We start from the raw sequence: 20,725 nt of genomic DNA, 5'->3' as shown, positions 1-20,725 counted from the left end.
CTCACCCCACCCGGACGCGCGGGTCGAGGACGGCGTGGAGCACGTCGGAGGCGAGCGCGGCCAGCAGCACGGCCAGCGCGGCGAAGCAGCTGATCGCCGCGACGGTGTTGACGTCGTTGGTGGAGATCGAGTCGACCAGCTGCTCCCCCATGCCGTGCCAGCCGAAGATCTTCTCGGTGAAGGTGGTGCCGACCAGCAGCGCCCCGAAGGTGAAGGCGAAGTAGGTGACCGCCGGGATCAGCGCGGTGCGCAGCGCGTGCCGGGTCAGCGCGGCGCGGCGGCTCAGCCCCTTGGCCATGGCCGTGCGGATGAAGTCGGCGCCGAGCACGTCGAGCATCATGTTGCGCTGGTAACGGCTGTATACGGCGACGAGCCCGAGCGACAGCGACAGCGTGGGCAGCGCCAGGTGGCGGATCCGGTCGAGCGCGGCGGCGGCGAACCCTCCCTGGAGACCGGGGGTCGCCTCGCCGCTGACGAGGAAGATCTGGGTCCCGGCCGCCTCGTTGAGCCGGATCGCGGCGATGATCAGGATGTTGGCCAGCACCACCGTGGGGATCGCGAGCACCACGAAGGACAGGCCGGTCGCCAGCCGGTCGAAGGGGCCGTACTGCCTGACGGCGGCGTAGGCGCCGATGAGCACGCCGGTGACGCTGCCGAGGACCAGCCCGATCGTGATCAGGCGCAGGGTGACGCCGATGCGGCGCCCGAGGTCGTCGTTGACCGAGCCTCCGGCCACCGTCTTGCCGAAGTCGCCGCGCGCGAGGCCGCCCGCCCAGGTCAGGTAGCGCTCGAACAGCGGGGTGCGGTCGTTCAGGTTGAGGTCGGAGAGGCGCGCGTCGACGACGACCGGGGAGAGCGGGGGGTTGCGGCCCTCGTAGTTGGATCGCGGGTTGAGGGCGGAGGCGGCCAGCATGTAGGCCAGGCTGGTGGCCACGACGATCAGCACCAGGTAGTTGAGCAGCCTGCGGGCAAGGAATCCCGCCATCTTTCCTCCTCCGGAGCCCCGCCGCTGTCGGTGACCATCTTGCTACACGCAGCGACCGGCAGGCTGCATAGCGTACCGAATCGGAGGGATCTCGATGGGAGATGGCGCCACCGGGCCCGCGATCACCTCCCGGGCACCGCGGAACCGGTCGCTACGGAGCCGGGGTCACTTCCCGGCGAGCTCGTCGACGGCGGCGCGCAGGTCGGCGCTGGTGATGGTGGTCAGGTCCGCGGCGCTGGCGGTGGCGCCGCCGAGGGCGGCCAGGCGGACGTCCCTGCGCATCGCGGCGCGTTCGAAGAGCGAGCGCGCGAACCTGCCGTTGCCGAGGCCGTCGATCAGGCCCTCGCCGCAGACCCAGGTGAAGACCTCGGCCAGGTCGCGGCGGGCGGCGTCGTCGAACCTGTCGCCCGACCCGTCGGCGAGCAGCACCGCGATCTCGGTGAGCTCCTCCGGCGAGTACGAGGGGAACTGCACCCGCTGGCTGAACCTGCTGCCCAGGCCGGGGTTGGACGACAGGAAGGCGTCCATCTCCCGCTCGTATCCGGCCAGGACGATCACCAGCCGGTCGCGGTCGTCCTCGGCCCGCTTGAGCAGCGTCTGCACGGCCTCGGTACCGAAGGCGTCGCCCCCGGTGTATCCGGAGTTGACCAGGCCGTACGCCTCGTCGACGAACAGCACCCCGCCGAGCGCCCGGTCGACCAGCTCGTTCGTCTTGATCGAGGTGGCGCCGAGGTGCTGGCCGACCAGGTCGGCCCGCTGGGCCTCCACCACGTCGGGCTGGCTGAGCAGGCCCAGCGCGGCGAAGATGCGGCCCAGGATGCGGGCCACGGTGGTCTTGCCGGTGCCGGGCGGCCCGGCGAAGACGAAGTGCCGCATCTGCGGCGGGGTCGGCAGCCCTCGCTCCTGGCGCATCTTGGCCACCCTGAGCTGCGCGGCGATCGCGTGCACCTGCCGCTTGACGGGCTCCAGCCCCGCCATGCGGTCGAGGTCGGCCAGCGCCTCCTCAAGGGAGGGGGCGGCCTGGTAGCCCCGGTAGCGGGCGGTGAGCTCGTCGAAGGCCTTGACGACGTCGCCCTCGACCGTGGTGACCAGGTCCTCGGTGGTGGGCGCGCCGCCCGCCCCCACCACGCGCACGTCCCTGGCCTGCGCGACGGCCTCCACGAGGCTGCGGACGAACCGGGCGTTGCCCAGGTCGTCGACGATCGCGCGCCGGTGGATGTCCTCGAAGCGGGCGAGCAGGGCGGGCGCGGCCTCGGGCGCCATCCGGTCGCCCCGGCGCCGCTGCAGCAGCTCGGTGATCTGGAGCAGCTCGTCGGGGGCGTAGCTGGGGAAGCGGACCCTGCTGGAGAACCGGCTGGACAGGCCGGGGTTGGACGACAGGAAGGTGGCCATCTCCTTCTCGTATCCGGCCAGGATGACGATCAGCCGGTCGCGGTCGTCCTCGGCCCGCTTGAGCAGCGTCTGCACGGCCTCCGCGCCGAACCGGTCGGGCTGGCCGTCACCGGAGTTGATCAGGCTGTACGCCTCGTCGACGAACAGCACCCCGCCGAGCGCCCGGTCGACCAGCTCGTTCGTCTTGATCGCGGTGGCCCCGAGGAACTCCCCCACCAGGTCGGCCCGCTGGGCCTCCACCACGTAGGGGGTCTCCAGCAGGCCGAAGGCGTAGAAGATCTTCGCGACGGTCCTGGCCACGCTGGTCTTGCCGGTGCCCGGCGGGCCGACGAACACGAAGTGCCGCATCGGCGGCTCGGTGGAGTATCCGGCCTCCCTGCGCAGCCTGGCCGCCTCGATCGAGGCGGCGATCGAGCGGACCTGCTCCTTCACCGGGGCCAGGCCGATCATGGCGTCCAGCTCGCCGAGCGCCTCCTCCACCGAGATGGGCGGCGGCGCGTCCCGCTCGGCGCCTCCCTGGGCGGGGGCGAGGTGGCCGCCTTCGCGGACCCGGAGCCCGGTCTGGCGCCGCTCCCCCGCCTCCAGCGCGCCCCGCACCCGGCGGGCCTGCAGGAACCGGTGGACCAGCACCCCGGCCGCCACGGCGTACGCGGCCCAGATGGCGACGGCGGGCACGAACCCGGTGACGACCACCCCGAGCAGGACGGCCGTCAGCCCGGCGGGCACCAGCGCCATGACCGTGGTCACCCACGGGGTGACCCAGCGGATGAGGTGGGCGGCTCCGGCGGACAGCGGGCCGAGGATCATCAGCGCCGTCGGGATCGGCGAGCTCGCGCCCGAGGCGCCCTGGACGACCAGGATCGTCGCCAGCCAGCCGAGCACCACGAGCAGGGTGGCGGCGGCGCGGGGGAAGCTCAGGGTCAGCGCCGCGAAGCCGAGCAGCGTCAGCGTGACGAAGAACGTGTTGAGCACCGGCCAGCCGAGCCCGAACGCCAGCGCGACCGCTCCGGCCAGCACCGCGACGTAGATCAGCTTGCGCAGGGGCGGCGAGAGCCGGAAGTAGCCCAGCCGGACCTGCTCGAACAGATCCCGTGCCGCCGCGCGCCCCGCCGGACGGGCCCTGCTGGATTCCCGCATCACGCCTCCCCGGTTCGCCCCCGGTTATACCGCAACAGGGGGACGTTTGCGCGTGCCTGGGGGCCGCGCCACGCCGTCGTGCGGGCACGATCAGATATACGGATGAGAACGGATGAAACCAACGTCGGAGGCGGCGAGCCCGCCCTGTGCCGCCCCTCCGGTCACACCCTTCCCCGTACCGCCTCCGCGCCTCGCGGGCGGCGGCCCGCGCCCGCGTTCCCGGCGGGTGGTACGCCCCGGTCCCGGCCGCCTCCCGCCGCACGTCCGCGCGGGGGGTCGCGCCGGGGTGCGGGCAGGAAAATGTCACCGCCCGGCAAGGCGGCCCACCGCCCAAGGTCCACGGGCCTGAAGGACCAGCCGGGACCAGCCGACCAGCGAACCGGCGGACCGGCAAAGCGGCAAAGCGGCAAAGCGGCAAAGCGGCAACGCCGGTGGAGCCCTGCCCGCCCCCGGCGGACGCCCCGCCCCTCGGCCCTCAACCCCCGGTCCCCGGCACCACGATCCCGGCCCCCGATCCTCGGTCTCCTCCCTCGCCTCCCCCGGCCCCGGATCCTCGGCCTCGTCCCTCGCTCCCGGCCCTCGGTGCCGACGGTGACCGGCGGGGTGGTTCAGCCTCGGCGGGCGCGGCCCTGGTGTCGGCCGGGATACTCGCCGACCACGACCTCCTTGGGGGTGATCCTCAGCAGGTCGGCCTCGGTGTCGCCGATGGCGATGCCGCGTACCTCGGCCCAGAAGCGGCGGTCGAGCGGATCGGCGACGAAGACCGCCACCCTGGGGTCGCGTTCGGCGGCCTCCCAGGCGTCGGAGGCGGCGATCAGGCGCAGCTCTCCGCTCGGGCCGACCGAGCTGACCGCCCCGACGGCGAGCGCGCGCGGGCCGCTGGGATCGGCGTACGCGAGCACCACCCCCCGCGCGTAGGTGAAGGCCGCGCGCACCTCCCCGCTGAGCCCCACCGGCGGGGAGGCGTCGCCGGGGAGGCGGCTCCCGCAGCCGTCGCACATGACCAGCGAGGCCCGCCACGGCCCCGGCGCGCCCCGCCACCACGCCCGCACCGACCTCGTGGCGAAAATCGCCACCGGCACGGCCAGCAGCGCGATCCCGGCCCACCAGGCCCACTCTCCCGCCGGGGCGAGCCCGAGGGCCGGTGCCGCTCCGGCCACGCCGAGCAGGACCGCCGCCGAGGCGGGCAGGGCCAGCGCCGCCGTCAGCTCGCGGTCGGAGGCCAGCGCCCGGGTGAGGGCCGGGGCGGGTCCCGCCCGGCCGCGCGCCCAGCCGAGCGCGAGCGGCACGGCGAGCGCGGCCAGCGCCCAGCCCCGCTCGTCCAGGACGACGACCGCCACCACGACCGCCACCGGTACCGACCAGACCCGGCCCGCCACCAGCCAGAGGGTCACGTTCACGTCGCGCCTGGCCGTACGGTCGTCACCGGCGGCGGCGAACTCGGCCAGCGCCCTGGCCGGACGCCCGCGCCATGCCTCGACAAGGACACGCAGGACGAGCAGCACCACCCCGTTGAGGAACACCAGCCCGGCGAGACCCGCCCAGACCGCCCCCGGCGTGCCCGGTACCGGGCCGGAGAGGAGCGGTGGGATATCGGCGGGAAGGGTGGCGACGACCGCGACGTACGCGGCCACGGCGACCAGGGTGATCGAGACCGACGTGGTGAGCCAGAGGTCGCGGGCGAGCATGCCGGGCACGTACGACCAGAGCCTGACCCGGTGCGCCTGCCTGAGGGTGATCGCCAGGACGGCGAGGAGTACGAGCCCGCCGCCGATCCTCGCCACGGCGGCCAGGCCGAACCCGAACTCCGCCGCGCAGACCGCGGCGAGGGCGGCGGCCAGCAGGACGCGGGTCTGCCGCGACCACGTCTCCAGGGCGCGCCTGGCCCGGCTCGTCTCGCGGGGGTCGACCGGCCAGGCGGGGTCGTGGTGGGCCCGCGGGCGCTCCCAGCGCAGCCGGGTCAGGCCGAGGTTGATCCTGGCGCCGGGGTGGCCGGGCAGGCGGCGCAGCGCCTCGCGGTAGGCGGCCTCCGCGACGCCGTACTCACCCCGCAGCAGCGCGAGGTCACCGGCGAGGACGTGCGGGTCCGGCTCCTCGGGCGCGTAGCGTACGGCCCTGGCCGCCTGCGCCCGCGACTCGCGCCAGCGGCCCGGCACCCTGCGCAGCGCCGCTCCCAGGCGCATCCGCGCGGCCCAGGAGCCCGGTGCGAGGCGTACGGCCTCCTCGGCCGCCGCCACGGCCTCCGCGTCGCGGCCGAGCCGCTCGAACGCGAGGCTGGCGAGGCGGTAACCCCAGTCGGCGCCGGACTCGGCCCGGGGGTCGAGGTCCAGCGCTTTACGGGCGGCCTCCAGCGCGGCCTCGGGCCGGTCGCGGCCCAGCCACGCGGCGGCCACCGCGCACCACTGCCGGGGGTCGGCGGGATCCCGGGGCGGCGGAACGGGCCCCGAGGCGGGGTCGTCCCCGTCCCCGTCCCCGGAGTCGGCCGGGTCCTGCGGCGGCGGGGGAATCCGGCCGGGGCGATCGACGGGGTTCCTCGACGACGAAAAAGCGTCCCCGCCCCGGAAGTCAGCCGGATCCCGGGACGGCGGGGGAATCCGGCCGGGGCGATCGACAGGTTCCCTCGACGGCGGAGGGGCGTGCCCGCCCCCGGAGTCGGCCGGACCCCGGGACGGCGGGGGAAACCGGTCAGGGCGATCAACCGGGTCCCTCGACGACGAAAAAGCGTCCCCGCCCCGAAAATCGGCCGGACCCCGGGACGGCGGGGGAATCCGGCCGGGGCGGTCGACCGGATCCCTCGACGACGAAAGAGCGTCCCCGCCCCGGAAGTCAGCTGGATCCCGGGGTGGCAGGGAAGTCCGGCCGGGGCGATCAACAGGGTTCCTCGACGACGAAAAAGCGTCCCCGTCCCGGAAGTCGGCCGGGTCCCGGGGTGGCGGGGGGATCCGGCCGGGGACGTGCCGGGGGTCGACGGGGTCCCTCGGCGGCGGAGGGATGTGCCCGTGCCGGGGGTTGGCGGGGTCCCGCGGCGGCGGGACCGGGGCGGGGTCGTTCCCGCCGGGCCCGCTCACCACGGCGGCTCACGGGCCTCGCGCTGACTTCCCACGATCGCCATGGTCCGGGTGAGATCACCTTTTGCCTAGATGACGGTATATGCCTGTATCTCTCTAGAGAGGTCGCTCGCGGCGTCCCGGAAAGCGCCGAACACCGCCCAATCCGGGGAACAAAACGGACATTCCCCTGTGAATCAATCACCCAATGCCGCCCCGGACGGTGCCCGACTTCGCCTAAGCTGCGACGCATGTTCGTCCAGGCCGACAAATCCTGAGCGGCTCATGACCACCGTCATGGCCAGGCGCGCGGACGGCGATCCACGTGCGTCCGGGGCCGGCCGGTGGTCGGTCCTCGCCGTCCTCTGCTTCAGCCTGCTGCTGATCGCGGTGGACGCCACGGTGCTGCACATCGCGGTACCGGCGCTGACGGCCGCCCTTGAGCCGTCCTCCGTGCAGCTGCTGTGGATCATCGACGTCTACTCGCTGATGGTCGCGCCGCTACTGCTGACCTTCGGCACGCTCGGTGACCGCTACGGGCGCAAGCGCCTGGTGCTGGCCGGATACCTGGTCTTCGGCGTCGCCTCGGCCGCGGCGGCGTTCGCGCCGACCCCGCTCGCGCTGATCTCCGCCCGCGCGCTGCTCGGCCTCGGCGGGGCGATGATCATGCCCGCCACGCTCTCGATCATCCGGCAGGTCTTCACCGACCGGCACGAGCGGGCGATCGCGCTGGGCGTGTGGAGCGCGGTGGCCGCGGCCGGGGCCGCGGTCGGCCCGCTCGTCGGAGGGGTGCTCGTCGAGCACTTCTGGTGGGGCGCCGTCTTCCTGATCAACGTCCCCATCCTCGTGGTCCTGCTGCCCGTCGCGGCCAGGATCCTCCCCGAGTCCCGCAGGCGCGCGGGCCGGCCGTGGGACGCCCTCAGCGCGGCGCTGTCGGTGCTGGGCATCCTCGGGGTGGCCTTCGGCCTGAAGGAGGCCGGGACCGGGCATCCGGGCGGCGTGGTGGCGTTCCTGGGCGGGGTCTGGCTGCTGGGGTGGTTCGTCCGCAGGCAGCGGCGGCTGGCCTTCCCCCTGCTGGACCTGAGCCTGTTCCGGCGGCGGGCGTTCCGCGCCGGGGTGGGCGCCGTGCTGCTGACGGTCTTCGCCCTGGTCGGGCTGGAGCTCATGCTCGCCCAGTATCTCCAGCTGGTCCTCGGCGACAGCCCGCTCCAGGCGGCCGTACGGATGCTCCCCCTCATGATCGCCTCGATCGCGGGCGGCCTGGCCGGGGCGCGGCTGCTGTGCTGGTTCGGGCTGCGCGCCACGATGGGCGGCGGGCTGGCGCTCACCGCCCTCTCCCTCGCCCCCACCCTGACCTGGCACACCGAGGGGCATCCGGTGGCCCTGACGCTCTGCTTCGTCGGCATCGGCTTCGGCATCCAGGTGACCCTGCTGGCCGCCTCCGACACGATCATGTCGTCCGCCCCCGAGTCCCACGCGGGCGGCGCCGCCGCGATCGAGGAGACCGCCTACGAGCTGGGCGCGGGGCTCGGGGTCGCGGTGCTCGGCACGATCACCACGGTCGTGTACGCCCCCTCGCTGTCCCCGGTCCACGGCGTCGCGCCCGTGATGATGGAGGAGGCCCGCCAGTCGCTCGCCTCCGCCGCGCACGTGGCGCGGGAGATCGGCGGCGGCGTGGGGGACGCCCTGCTCGGCGCGGCCCGCGTCGCGTTCGTCTCCGGCCTGCACGCGACGGTGGCCGTGAGCGTGTTCCTGCTCGGCGCCACCGCGCTGGCCGTGACCCTCCTGGTGCCCCGCCGCCCCGGTGGACAGGGGGACGACCCCTCGTGACGGGTTTGGAAGGCCCTCGCTCGGTCATCTATCGGTCAAGCATGGGCATGAACGGGGAATCTAACCAGAATGAGGAACCGTGCGACAAACCCTCCATGATCTTGCCTCCCTGGCCGCCAGGCTGGGGGTGGGCGGGATCTTCTTCGCCAACGGCTGGCACAAGCTCGAAGCGGGCCTGAACGCCACCGCCGACCAGTTCACGAGCCTGGGCGCCTCCGGGCCCTACGTGTGGGCCGCCACCACCATGCTGACGGAGCTCATCGGCGGCGCGCTGCTGGTGGCCGGTCTCGCGGTGCCCGCGTGCGGGCTGCTGCTGTTCGCCGAGGCCCTCGCCGTGTTCGTGCTGGCCAGCGGTGAGAAGGGCCTGCCGCTCACCGGGGGCGACGCCAAGCTGATCGTCGCGCTCGGGGCCGCCTCCATCCTGCTCGCGGTCGGCGGCGCGGGCCGCCTGTCGGTCGACCACATGGTGGTGATCAAGCGTCGCGAGGCCGAGGCCGCCGAGGACTTCGCCGCCGAGGCCGAGGCCGACGACGTCATCGCCGCGCTGCGTGAGCCCGAGACCCACGCGGCGCCCGCCCCTGCCCGGCCCGGCGCGGGGAAGAAGCCCGGCGAGACCACCTCGGAGAAGCCCGTTCCCGAGGAGACCGCCTCGTCGGAGGGGGCCACCGACACCGCGGAGTTCCCGGCGGCCACCCGTCCCCGTACGCGCACCCGCAAGCCCCCGTCCGGGGCCGCGACGTCCGTGCCTCCAGCGACCCCCACGACCGCGCCGGCGCCGGTCGGGACGCCCGTGCCCGGTAAGGTCGCCGACACCCTCGTCGCCGGGAAGAAGGACACGCCCTCCTCCGGAGGCTAGAGCCGTTCCCCGGACCCTCGATGGGGGTTCGCGGTTGCCACTCTGGTGATATATCCGCTTTTGGGGTAGCAGCCTTCCTCGGCGGTTAATTGGATTCACACCGGGGGTGCCGTACCCGCACAATGAGCGGATGCGCCTCCCCGGCTGGTTCGCGGAGCGGGCCGAGCCCGCCCCGCCGGAGACCGAGCTTCGCGTCTCCACCCTCGAACTCTTCTTCGACCTGGTCTTCGTCTTCACCGTCACCCAGCTCACCGGCCTCATGGTGGACGGCCTGCAGGACGGCAGGCCCGCCGAGAGCGCGCTGCGCGCACTGCTGGTCTTCGGCGCCATCTGGTGGATGTACGCCGGTTACGCCTGGCTGACCAACGCCGTCCCCCCGACCCGGCCCGCCCGCAGGGTGCTGATCCTGCTGGGCATGGCCGGATTCATGATCGTGGCGCTCTCGATCCCCTCGGCGTTCGACGGCGACGGCGTCGCGTTCGCGGTCGGTTACCTGGTGCTGGTCGTCGTACACGCCGGGCTGTACCTCCAGGTCACCTCGGCCTTCGCCCGTGTGCTCCCGTTCAACCTCGGCGGGGTCGCGCTCATCGGCCTGGCCGCCCTGGTCCCGGCGCCGTACACCTACCTGCTCTGGGCCGGTGCGGTGGCCCTGCTCTGGGGCAGCCCATACTTCATCGGGCAGAAGGGCTTCAACCTTCGGGCCGGGCACATCGTCGAGCGCCACGGCCTGCTGGTGATCGTGGCGCTCGGCGAGTCGATCGTGGCGATCGGCATCGGCGCCAAGGGTCTGCACGTCGGCCTCGCCCTCGGGCTCGCGGCGGTGCTCGGCCTCGCGCTGGCCGCCTGCCTGTGGTGGCTCTACTTCGGCGGCGACGACGAGACGCGCGCCGAGCACGTCCTGGAGGCGGCCGAGCCGGTGCGGCGCACCCGGCTGATCCTCGGCGGCTACTTCTACGCGCACATCCCGATGCTGCTGGGCATCGTCGCGGTCGCCGCGGGCGTCAAGAAGGCGATCGGCCACCCGGTCGACCCGCTGAAGTTCGGCGCGGCCCTCACCCTGGCCGCGGGCGTCGCGCTGTTCGTGGCGGGCGACGCCTGGTTCCGGCGCGTCCTCGGCATGACGGGCAACGGGCCGCGGGCCGCGGGCGCCCTGCTCGCGCTCCCGACGGTCGCGCTCGGCCTCTGGTCGGCCCTCGCGCAGCTCGTCGCGCTGACCGCGCTGGTGATCACGGTCATCGTCCTGGAACGCCGCCGGGCCGCCGTCCTTCCCGTGCCGTAGCGCAGGGGGTCACCCGGCGAGCCCCTCGGCGCGGTCCTGGGCGTCGAGGACCTCGTCACCGTGGTCGAAGGCCCACTCGCCGAAGGCGCCGATCAGCGGCACCAGTGTCCGTCCCAGGTCGGTGAGCCCGTACTCGACCCGGGGCGGCGCCTCGGCGTAGGCGCGCCGGGAGACGAGGCCGTTGTACTCCAGCCTGCGGAGTGTCTCGGTGAGCACCTTCGTGCTGATCCCGCCGATCTCCTCGCGCAGCTCGCCGGGCCGCCGGGGACCGGCGCGCAGGGCCCAGACGACGACGGCGTTCCAGGTGTTACCGATCAGGTCGAAGGCGAGCCGGGCGCGGCAGTCGGCGAGGAACACGCCGGGTCCTCCAGTCTCTCCGGGACGTTACACACCGAACGGTGCCTGACGGACTTTCTACCTTCGTCCTACACCAGCCGTCGAACAGGACACGGGAGGACGGATGCGCATCGGCATCCTCGGGGCGGGCCGCATGGCGGACGCGCTCGGAACGCACTGGGCCCGCGCGGGCCACGAACTGATGGTGAGCGGCCGCGACCCGGCCAGGGCCGCCGCCCTGGCGGGCAGGCTCGGACCCGCCGCGCGGGCGGGCACCTGGGAGGAGGCGGCGGTCTTCGGCGAGGTGACGTTGCTGGCCGTACGCGACTACGCCGTGACCGAGGTCCTGGAGGCCGCCGGAGCCGCCCGGGGGACGCTGGACGGGCGGGTGCTCGCCGACTGCGTCAACCCCGTCGTGCAGGGACGGTTCACCCTGGCCACCGAGGGCGGCCCCTCGATGGCGCGGCGCGTCGCGGAGACCACCGGAGCCCGCGTCGTCAAGGCGTTCAACCTGTGCCACGAGGACGTCTGGCGGATGACGCCGCCCGTCTTCGACGGCGTCCCGCTGGCGGTGCCCCTCTGCGGCGACGACCCCGCCGCGCTGGCCGCCGTACGCTCCCTCGTCACCGACCTCGGATGTGAGCCGGTCGACGGCGGCGGCCTGGAACGGGCGGGCCTGCTGGAGGCGACCGCGGCGTTCATGATCGGTCTCTGGGTCGGCGGTGCGGACGCCCAGGCGGTGCTGCCACCCCTGAGGTACGCCTTCGGCGACCCTGCCCCGGCGACCGGCTCTTCGGCTCGCTCGCCGGGAGACATCGGTCACCACGAATCCACACCAACAGTGACGAACTAGTCGAGACTTCCATAACAAGGGCGATTAGCCCGTTTTCCTTGGAAGCTACGCAGGGGTTCCATTACCCGATAAATACTCTTTCGCCGCAAAATCTACCATAAACACCAAAGCATGAAATAAGACTATAAAAACTGATATAGGAAGTACGGGGGCACCGGATATCGCGCCGCGGATTCACCGGGGTGCGCACACGGCGTTCACGTCGGCCTTGGTGAGCGCGTCGTCCACCCGGGCGCCGCGCTCACCGGAGGACCCCCGCCCGGACTCCTCCCCAATCGCGACATCGACGGCCACCCACCACCGCGAGCAGGAGCATCAGCGGCCACTCGGACACCCGTGGCGATCGACACCCGGATACGCGAAGCGGCGATTAGCCGGTCATTGTTGTGATCGCGTAACGAAAGCAGGCCATTGCTCCTCATCTCAAGTGAGACGGGAAAAAATGAGGGTCATGGCCGACTTCGGAGAACTCGACCGCCCTCGGAACCAGCCGATCTCCCCACCGGAATCATCCCTCCCCGCCCGGGGCCGGGAAGGAAGAAGAAACCAGCCGCCGATATACCCGGCGGGCGAGGTCCCCGTCGCCCCGGGCATGCCCGGCAGAGAGCGCGCGTGGGAGATGCTCAATCCGGTCGTACGGCAGAAGATGCAGGCGCGCGCCGGCGAGATGCTGGAATGGTGGGCTCACCAGCTGGACTCCGAGCAGATCCGCGGGGTCGTCCTCGGCACCCACGCGCTCTGCGAGGCCACCCCGATCGTGTCGTCGGCCGGGCGTCGCCAGCACGAGATCACCTACCTGCCCCTCGACCCCGCGTCCTTCCGCTTCGAGGAGATCCGGGAGCCCGCCCATCCCACCGGCGCGGACGCGGGCGGGCCGCGGACGACGGGCGCGACGGCGACCGGTCCGGGCAGCAGGTTCGACCGGCACTTCCGGGACTTCCTCGGCCACCTGCCGCACCGCGCCCAGATCCTCCTTCAGGAGCCTTTCGACAGCGCGGACAACCCCAGGCAGCTCTGGTGCTACGAGGATTCCGACAACCTCGTGGCGTCCCGCTGGAACATCTGGTGCTGCATCACCGACGGCCGCAAGATGACCTTCGCGTCGGGAACACGTTCACAACCGAGAGGACGGGCGAGCAGCGCCGCCACGTGGCGCCTCATCTGCCGGATCGCCAACGTGAGCGGAAGATCCTAGGGGAATGACCGACCGGCGGTTCGGCTGTCTGGACGCTCACAACGCCTACGAGGTCCTCAACCTCCCGCATGACGCGAACGCCCGGGACATCAGGGCGTCGTACCTCCGCCTGGCTCGGGCCACCCACCCCGACAAGACGGGCGGAAAGGGGAGCCGCGCGTTCAATCTGGTGCGCTGCGCCTACGGGATCCTGTCGGACGCCGACAGAAGAGCCGCCTACGACGCGTTCCTGACGGCTCGTCTTTCCGGGCCGTCCTCGACGACCGCGAAGCCCCGGGAGCCCGCTCACAACCCCGGCGCGCCCTCCAAACCCCGGGAGCCCGGCCCCTCCAAACCCCGGGCCCCCCGCGCACCCTCCAACGGGGGCACCGCCCCGGACGGCGAATGGGGCCGCGCCCGCTCCGGCTTCGGTCCCTCCGGGAGCCAGACCGGATCCGGCCGGAACCGCGGGTACGACGAGCCCCCTCGCGAAGCCCCTCGTGAGGAGGCCCGGTGGGACAACCGGCCGGGATCCGAGCGTATCGACCAGTACCCGCAGCCCGAACACCGGCAGACCGACCATCACAGCCAGCCTGGCTACAGCCAGGCTGGCTACGGCCGCCCCGACTACAGCCGACCCGACCACGACCGGCCCGGCTACGACCCGCGGTCATGGACGGACCGCCCCGGCCCGTACTCGACGCCCCCCGACCTGGGAGTTCTGCCCTTCGTGCTTGGCCTCGTCGGCATGATCGGCTGCTCTCCGCTCGCGATAACGGCGATCGTCCTCGGGGCCCTGGCCCGTGTCGAGAGATACAGGGGCAACTACCGCGGGGCGGAGGTGATGCAACAGCGCGGGTCCGCGTGCGGGTGGACGGCCCTCGTGGCGACCGCGGTCGTCTTGATCATGGCGCTCCTCAACAACCTCTACCTCTGACAGCCGTGGCGGCACGGGCCCGGCCCGGTCACCGGCCGCTGGATGCCGGGCATGGACGAGCGTGACGGCACGGCGTACGGCGACGTCGGCGGCGGGGGGAACGATCCCTGGCGGGCCCTCGGGCGGGGGTCAGAGTTCGAAGCGGGCCACGCGGCGGAGTTTGTTCATGGCGTCCAGGGCGGCGACCTTGTAGGACTCGGCCAGGGTGGGGTAGTTGAAGACGGCGTCGACCAGATAGTCGATGGTCCCGCCGCAGCCCATGACGGCCTGGCCGATGTGGAGGAGTTCGGTGGCGCCGGTGCCGAAGACGTGCACGCCGAGCAGGGCGCGGGTCTCCGGGGAGACCAGGAGTTTCAGCATGCCGTAGGTGTCGCCGATGATCTGGCCCCTGGCCAGCTCCCGGTAGCGGGAGATGCCGACCTCGAAGGGGATCTGGGAGGCGGTCAGCTCGTCCTCGGTGGGACCGATGAAGCTGATCTCGGGGATGGTGTAGATGCCGATCGGCTGCAGGTGGTGGATGCCGCGCAGCGGCTCGCCGCAGGCGTGGTGGGCGGCGATGCGGCCCTGCTCCATGGAGGTGGCGGCCAGGGAGGGGAAACCGATGACGTCGCCGACGGCGTAGATGTGCGGCACGGGGGTGCGGTAGTGCTCGTCGACCTGGATGCGGCCCCGGGCGTCGGCGGCCAGCTCCGCGGCCTCCAGGACGAGCTCGTCGGTCATGCCGTGGCGTCCGGCCGAGTACATCACCGTCTCGGCGGGGATCCGCTTGCCGCTCTCCAGCACGGTCAGCGCGCCCCGGGAGCGGCGCTCCACCGCGGCGACGGTCTCGCCGAAGCGGAAGGTCACCGCCAGGTCGCGCAGGTGGTACTTGAGCGCCTCGACGATCTCCAGGTCGCAGAAGTCGAGCATCCGGTCGCGGCGCTCGACCACGGTCACCTTGGTGCCCAGGGCGGCGAACATGGAGGCGTACTCGATGCCGATGACCCCGGCTCCCACGACCACCATCGAGTCCGGGATGTCCTGCAGCTGCAGGATGCCGTCCGAGTCGATGATGGTGTGGTCGTCGAACTCCACGGTGTCCGGGCGGGCGGGCCGGGTGCCGGTGGCGATGACGATCTTGTCGGCGGTGACCTTGGTCTCGTGGCCGTGCTCGTCGACGACGCCGATCGTGTGCGGGTCCACGAAGTGGCCCATCCCGTTGAGCGTCGTCACGTGGTTGCGCGACAGCTGGCTGCGGATCACGTCGATCTCACGGCCGATCACGTGCTGGGTGCGGATCCCCAGGTCGGCCGCGGTGATCTCGTCCTTCACCCGGTAGCTCTGGCCGTACATGCCGCGCTGGTTGAGGCCGGTCAGGTGCAGCACGGCCTCGCGCAGCGTCTTGGAGGGGATGGTGCCGGTGTTGATGCACACCCCGCCGAGCATGTTGCGCCGCTCGACGAGCGCGACACGCCGTTCGAGTTTCGCCGCGGCGATCGCGGCCTTCTGCCCGCCCGGCCCGGAACCAAGAACAAGGACATCGAAATCCCACATAGGCCCCAGTGTGAGGGCAGGAGGCGATCTCAGCCAGACTCACGGAATACCAGATCGTGGCAGTCTCGTTAATACCGCCTCACACCATCACGCGATGTAATGTCCCCCAGCGTCCGGACGGCGACACACGCCGTCACCACACGCCCCACCTCGCGGCCTCGTGCCGTCGGCCGAACGCCGCTCCGTACGGAGCCGTGGCGCGCCGCCGTCTCACACCTTCGCGGCGACCCTGTCGACGAGCGCGTCCGTCCCCTCCGCGCGCGCGCAGTGGGCGCAGCAGAACCAGTGCCGTCCGGCCTCGACGCCGTGCCCGACGATGCGGACCCCGCAGTGCTCGCAGACCGGCGCCATCCGCTGGATCGCGCACTCGAAGCTGTCGAAGACGTGCACCTTGCCCTGGGCGTGCACCTCGAAGCTCATGTCGTAGTCGTTCCCGCACATTTCACAGCTCGCCATGTTTCCCCCCGAAAACTCGTGGCTTTTCCGCTGAGGGTCCTACCCAGGTATCCGCAGGTCAGACAACCCATATCGCCATAATCACCCCGGCGACCAGCGCGAGCAGCACCGACACCGCCAGCAGCGGGAGAAACAGCCGGGCGAACCTCTCCCGCGCCACGAGGCGGGCGCGGTTGGCCTCGATCCACTCCCCCAGGCGGGGCCAGGCGTACGGGAGCGCCTGGTGGGCCAGGCCCGCCTCGTCCCCCTTCCGCACCACCAGTCCCGCGAAGCCGCCCAGGACCCCCTCGGACCCGGCGGGCACCCTGGCCCCGCGGGCGACCGGCTGCCCGTCGGGCGCGATGGTGACGAGCCTCAGGAACACCTCGGGCGCGCGCTCCCTGTCCGCCGGGCCGAGCGCGGCGTACGCGGACTCGGCGAGCGCTCCCAGCCCGGGGTCGTCGCAGGCCGTACGGATCCTGGCCGCCACCTCGGCCCCCGACCGCAGCAGCGAGGCCCCCCTCGGCCCCGGGGCGCCCCCGGCGAGCAGGGCGACCAGCAGCTCGCGGGCGGCGGGCCTGGTACGGGGGTCCTTGGCGAGCGCGGCGGAGGCCAGGGGCCGCAGGAGCGGGGGCAGCGGGCCCAGGTCGGGGTCGAGCGAGAGGATCCGGTGCATCACCCCGCCCAGGCTGCCCGCCGCGAACGGGTCCTCGCCGGTCGCGGCGTACAGCACGATCCCGCCCCAGGCGAACACGTCGGCGGCCGGACCCGGCGCGCCGCCGGTGAACACCTCGGGCGCCGTGTACGACGGCACCCGCGTCCTGAGCCCGGTGGCGGTGAGCGACGTTCCCCGTCCGGGGACCATCCCGAACCCGGTGACCCGGGGGCCGTCCCGGCCGAGGATCACGTCGCCGGGGGTGAGGGCGCGGTGGGCCACCCCGGCGTCGTGGAGGGCCGTCAGCGCGGTGGCGACCGCGGTCGCGAGGCCGTGCAGGTCGTCGCCGCCGAAGATCCGCCCGGCCCGGCGCAGGCTGGGGCCCTCCACGTACTCGCTGACGATGTACGGCCTGGGCCCGTCGAGGTCGGCGTCCAGCACGTTCGCCGTGCAGGGCGAGGCGACGCGGCGGGCGGCGGCGGCCTCGGCGGACGCCTCCCGCCCCGGAGGGCCGTGCAGGACCCGCACCGCGACCCGTCCCCCGGCCGGGTCGTACCCCTCGTAGACCACGCCCAGGGGGCCCGCCCCCAGCCGCCCGGCGAGGCGGTAGCCGCCCAGCCGCCACGGGTCGCCCACGATCAACTCCTGCGCCACTCTCATGCGCTGTTTGATGCGACCCGTGGGGAAAAAGTTGCTTTTAAGCAGGGCAAACGTTGCGGTAGGGCAGGTCCCCCAGGTAGGTGCGCCACTCCTCGCGCGACAGGGTGCGGCCCGCGCGCTCGCAGACCGTCCGCGCCACCGCCTCCGGCTCGACCGGATACTCGCTCAGGGTGCCGGCCCCGTCGACGGCGATCAGCCGGGCGCCGTCGGGGCTGAACGCCAGCGACTCGAGGTCTCCGGTCTGGGCGACGATCGGCTGGCCGAGGCGGCGCCCGGTCGCGACGTCCCAGATGCCCACCGACCGCTCGGTCACCGCCGCGGCGATGACGTCACCGCGCGGCGAGTACGTCAGGCCGGTGCCCGTGCCCGGCTCGCCCCGGATCATGCCGCCCACCCGCTTCCTGCCCCGGGTCTCGAACACCGAGATGCGCCCCACCTGGTCGGCGACGGCGAAGCGGGAACCGTCGTCGCCGAAGGCCAGCGCGATCGCCGGGATGCTGACGGTGGGCGAGCCGTAGGTGTCGCCGAACGGCTTGCCGGTGCCCGCGTCCAGCAGCCGGTGCTCACCGCCCACGACCGCGAGCGCCCCGCCGTCCGGGGTGAACACCAGCTTCTCGACCATGCCCTGGGGCCGCGACCAGCGCGGCCGCCCGCTGGGCACGTCCCAGACGTGGATCTCCCCTTCGGGCTCCACATCGGAGTCGTAGTAGAGGGTGTACGAGGCCACGGCGGTGCCGTCGGCGCTGATCGCCACGGCCGGGACCTGGCCACGGCGGGCGAGGGTGACGGCGGTGATCCGCTTGAAGGTGGAGGTGTCCCAGACGGTCAGCCGGGGACTGTCCGCGCCGCTGTTGACCACCAGCCGCCCGCCGTCGGCGCTGAAGGCCATCGCGAAGTAGCCGTCGGCGCCGCCGGGCCCGATGTTCAGCGAGCCCAGGCGGACGCGCCGCCGGACGTCGCGGATCACGATCTCGCCCGCCTCGCCGTCCCTGGAGGCGAGGAGCCGTCCGCCGGGGCTGAGGGCCGCCCAGCCGGTCCCCGGGCCCTTCAGGGTGACGGGCCTGGTCAGCGCGGAGACGTCGAGGCTCGTCACCGTGTCCTCGGTGAGGTAGCGCAGGGTGCGCCCGTCCTGGTCGAAGGCCAAGACGGGGTTGTACGCGTCGATCCTCTGGGTGAGCAGCAGCCTGCCGTCCTGGACCCGCCAGAGCCGCAGGGCCGTGTCGACCGCCGAGGCCAGGAAGCGCCCGTCGGGGCTGAAGACGAGTTCGCCGGTCGCGCCCTCCTCGAAGAAGCCGTCCAGCTTCGCCCCGGTGGACGCGTCGCGCAGCTCGACGCCCCTGCCCCTGCCGACGGCGATGGTCGCGCCGTCGGGACTGTAGGCCAGCTTCGGCCCGCAGGCGTTGCAGCGGTTGCCCAGCGGGATCCTGCGCAGGCCGTCCAGGGCGAAGGCCGCCACGTCGCCGTCGAGGCTGCCCGTCGCGAGCCCGCTCCCGTCCGCCGAGATGTCGCTGCCGAGGGCTCCCACGAGCGGGGAGTGCTTCTGGCCGGTCACCACGTTCCAGACGATGAACCCCTCGCCCTGCCAGACCATGAGCCAGTCCTCCGACTGCCCGAAGAGCGCGCTGGTGTCGCCCCCGTCGTTCCGGCCCTGGACCGGGAGGACGGCGCCGGTCGGCTTGCCGGTCCGCACGTCCCAGATCCTCAGCCGCAGGCCGCTGATCACGGCGAGACGGGTGCCTCCCGGGCTCAGCGCGATCCCGCGCAGGTCGCCGCCGATCCCGGTGAAGCCGCCGACGCGCCTGCCGGTCCGCACGTCCCAGACGCGCGCCTCGCCGTCGCTCGCGCTGACGAGCGTGTGGCCGTCGGCGCTCAGCGCCCTCAGGGTCTGTATCCCGGTGGCCGGGTCGTGGAAGGCGGCCGCCTCCCGCTGGGCCAGCGAACCGGTCAGGCTCGCCCTGGCCTCGGTCACCGGTGCCAGCCGCCAGGCGGCCACGCTGAGCAACATGGCCCTGACCGGGTCCGAGGTCCGCAGCGTGTCGGCCGTCGCGGCGAGCCTGGCGGCCGTCGCCTGGTCGCGCTGGGAGGTGATGACGACGCTGCGCGCGTCGGCCACCCTGCTCTGCTGCACGGCGAACGCCCCGGCGGCCAGCGCGACGACCAGGAGCACGGCCAGCGTGCCGGAGAGCACCCGCCCCCTGCGGGCACGGCGCCGGGTGAGGGCTGCGCCTGCCTCCAGGAAGTCGCGCTCGACCGGGCTGAGCGTGATGTTGCGGCGGCCGGTGGCCGCCCAGCGCATGGCGTTCTCCAGGCTGCTGCCCTGGAACAGGTCCCCGTCCCTGCGCCCCTGGAGCTGCCAGCGCCGCGCGGCGGTGAGGATGCCCCGGTGCACGGCCAGGCCGTCCCGGTTGGCCCTGACCCACCCGCGCAACCTGGGCCAGGCCTGCGGCAGCGCGGGCCGCGACAGCCAGACCTCCCGGTCGTCGTGGGTGAGCAGGTACGCGAAGACCTGCACCAGGCGCCGTACCGCGGCGGCCTCGCCCTCCTGGCGCCCGTCGAGAAGCTCGGCCCACTGCGCCTGGCGTACGACGAGCTGGCCGTCGTCGGTCACGGTGACCAGCCGCAGGAAGATCTCGGGGGCCAGCTCCCGCTCGGCGGGGCCGAGCGCGACGTAGGCGTCCTCGGCGAGGGTGCCGAGCGCGGGGTCGGCCGAGGTCGCGCGGATCTGGGCCCCGGCGTCGCTGCCCGCCGCGAGCAGCCTCGGGGTGTCGACGGCCCCGTCGCCGCTGACCAGGGCGAGCAGCAGATCCCTGGCCGTGGGCCTGGACTCGGGGTCCTTGGCGAGCGAGGCGGCGACGAACGGCCGCAGGTGCTCGGGGAGCATGTCCAGCTGGGGCTGCACCGACAGCACGCGGTGCATGATCCCGCCCAGGCTCTCCGCGCGGAACGGGTCGGCGCCCGTCGCGGCGAAGACCATGATCCCGCCCCAGGCGAAGACGTCGACGGCCGCGCTCGCGCGCTGGCCCATGAAGATCTCGGGGGCCATGTAGGTCGGGGTGCCCGCCACCATGCCGGTCGCGGTCAGCGACATGTCCTCCGTACGGGCGACACCGAAGTCGATCACCCTCGGGCCGTCCGGGCCCAGCAGCACGTTGTCGGGTTTGAGGTCGCGGTGGATCACCCCGGCCTCGTGGACGGCGGTCAGCGCGGTGGCGATCGCGGTCGCGAGGCGGTGCAGGTCACCCCCGGTGAAGCGGCGCCCCTCCGCGACGGCCCCGCGCAGGCTGGGGCCCTCCACGTACTCGCTGACGATGTACGGCCTGGGCCCGTCGAGGTCGGCGTCCAGCACGCCCGCGGTGCAGAACGAGGCCACCCGGCGGGCGGCGGCGGCCTCGCGGCCGAACCGGTCGCGCAGCTCGGGGTCGGTCCCGGCGTCGCCGTGCAGGACCTTCACCGCGACCCGCGTGCCCTCGGCGTCGTACGCCTCGTAGACCACGCCCTGGCCGCCCGCGCCCAGCCGCCCGGCCAGCCAGTAGCCGCCCAGCCGCTGCGGGTCACCGTCGATAAGTGTCGTACTCAACTCACACTCCGTTCGCCGGTGGATTGGACGCCCCGGAAG

At 73.2% G+C, this 20,725-nt stretch carries 14 protein-coding genes; 6 read left to right on the top strand and 8 right to left on the bottom strand.

Going from position 1 to position 20,725, the window contains the following annotated elements; genetic code table 11:
* Position 1: 1 nt before the first annotated feature.
* The 3 genes from ACW9TB_RS24325 to ACW9TB_RS24315 form a co-directional block, all read right to left on the bottom strand.
* Positions 2-985: an ABC transporter permease gene (locus tag ACW9TB_RS24325; RefSeq protein WP_472750369.1), complete on the bottom strand. Its 984-nt coding sequence runs from the start codon at positions 983-985 to the stop codon at positions 2-4.
* 165 nt (positions 986-1,150) lie between these two features.
* Positions 1,151-3,514 (bottom strand): AAA family ATPase, encoded by a 2,364-nt coding sequence (locus tag ACW9TB_RS24320; RefSeq protein WP_472750368.1) that lies wholly within the window; start codon positions 3,512-3,514, stop codon positions 1,151-1,153.
* A gap of 608 nt (positions 3,515-4,122) precedes the next feature.
* The gene (locus ACW9TB_RS24315) at positions 4,123-5,907 is read right to left on the bottom strand and encodes a tetratricopeptide repeat protein (RefSeq protein WP_472750367.1); all 1,785 of its coding nucleotides are present in this window, start codon (positions 5,905-5,907) and stop codon (positions 4,123-4,125) included.
* Positions 5,908-6,846: 939 nt separating this feature from the next.
* Here ACW9TB_RS24315 and ACW9TB_RS24310 point away from each other — a divergent pair.
* The 3 genes from ACW9TB_RS24310 (at position 6,847) to ACW9TB_RS24300 (ending at position 10,526) form a co-directional block, all read left to right on the top strand.
* Complete coding sequence (locus tag ACW9TB_RS24310) at positions 6,847-8,391, top strand: MFS transporter (RefSeq protein ID WP_472750366.1); 1,545 nt, start codon at positions 6,847-6,849, stop codon at positions 8,389-8,391.
* Positions 8,392-8,470: 79 nt separating this feature from the next.
* Complete coding sequence (locus ACW9TB_RS24305) at positions 8,471-9,247, top strand: DoxX family protein (protein ID WP_472750365.1); 777 nt, start codon at positions 8,471-8,473, stop codon at positions 9,245-9,247.
* Positions 9,248-9,377: 130 nt separating this feature from the next.
* Positions 9,378-10,526: a low temperature requirement protein A gene (locus ACW9TB_RS24300; protein WP_472750364.1), complete on the top strand. Its 1,149-nt coding sequence runs from the start codon at positions 9,378-9,380 to the stop codon at positions 10,524-10,526.
* A gap of 9 nt (positions 10,527-10,535) precedes the next feature.
* On the opposite strand, the gene ACW9TB_RS24295 is transcribed toward ACW9TB_RS24300, so the two are convergent.
* Entirely contained in the window at positions 10,536-10,883 is a 348-nt protein-coding gene (locus tag ACW9TB_RS24295) for a winged helix-turn-helix transcriptional regulator (RefSeq protein WP_472750363.1), read from the bottom strand.
* A gap of 103 nt (positions 10,884-10,986) precedes the next feature.
* On the opposite strand from ACW9TB_RS24295, the gene ACW9TB_RS24290 reads away from it, so the two are divergent.
* The 3 genes from ACW9TB_RS24290 (at position 10,987) to ACW9TB_RS24280 (ending at position 13,826) form a co-directional block, all read left to right on the top strand.
* Positions 10,987-11,715: an NADPH-dependent F420 reductase gene (locus ACW9TB_RS24290; RefSeq protein WP_472750362.1), complete on the top strand. Its 729-nt coding sequence runs from the start codon at positions 10,987-10,989 to the stop codon at positions 11,713-11,715.
* A gap of 451 nt (positions 11,716-12,166) precedes the next feature.
* Entirely contained in the window at positions 12,167-12,910 is a 744-nt protein-coding gene (locus ACW9TB_RS24285) for a hypothetical protein (RefSeq protein WP_472750361.1), read from the top strand.
* 4 nt (positions 12,911-12,914) lie between these two features.
* Entirely contained in the window at positions 12,915-13,826 is a 912-nt protein-coding gene (locus ACW9TB_RS24280) for a DnaJ domain-containing protein (RefSeq protein WP_472750360.1), read from the top strand.
* 129 nt (positions 13,827-13,955) lie between these two features.
* On the opposite strand, the gene sthA is transcribed toward ACW9TB_RS24280, so the two are convergent.
* From sthA to ACW9TB_RS24260, 4 genes are all read right to left on the bottom strand, one after another.
* On the bottom strand, positions 13,956-15,359 hold the full coding sequence (gene sthA, locus ACW9TB_RS24275) for a Si-specific NAD(P)(+) transhydrogenase (RefSeq protein ID WP_472750359.1): 1,404 nt from the start codon (positions 15,357-15,359) through the stop codon (positions 13,956-13,958).
* Between the two features lie 210 nt (positions 15,360-15,569).
* On the bottom strand, positions 15,570-15,815 hold the full coding sequence (locus ACW9TB_RS24270) for a hypothetical protein (protein ID WP_472750358.1): 246 nt from the start codon (positions 15,813-15,815) through the stop codon (positions 15,570-15,572).
* A 58-nt stretch (positions 15,816-15,873) separates the two neighbouring features.
* The gene (locus ACW9TB_RS24265) at positions 15,874-17,109 is read right to left on the bottom strand and encodes a serine/threonine protein kinase (RefSeq protein ID WP_472750357.1); all 1,236 of its coding nucleotides are present in this window, start codon (positions 17,107-17,109) and stop codon (positions 15,874-15,876) included.
* 37 nt (positions 17,110-17,146) lie between these two features.
* Positions 17,147-20,686, bottom strand: a complete 3,540-nt coding sequence (locus ACW9TB_RS24260) for a protein kinase domain-containing protein (protein WP_472750356.1) — start codon at positions 20,684-20,686, stop codon at positions 17,147-17,149.
* Positions 20,687-20,725: the final 39 nt, after the last annotated feature.

The sequence above is a fragment of the Streptosporangium sp. H13245 genome (assembly GCF_055690525.1).
This window is presented reverse-complemented; position numbering and strand designations above follow the sequence as displayed.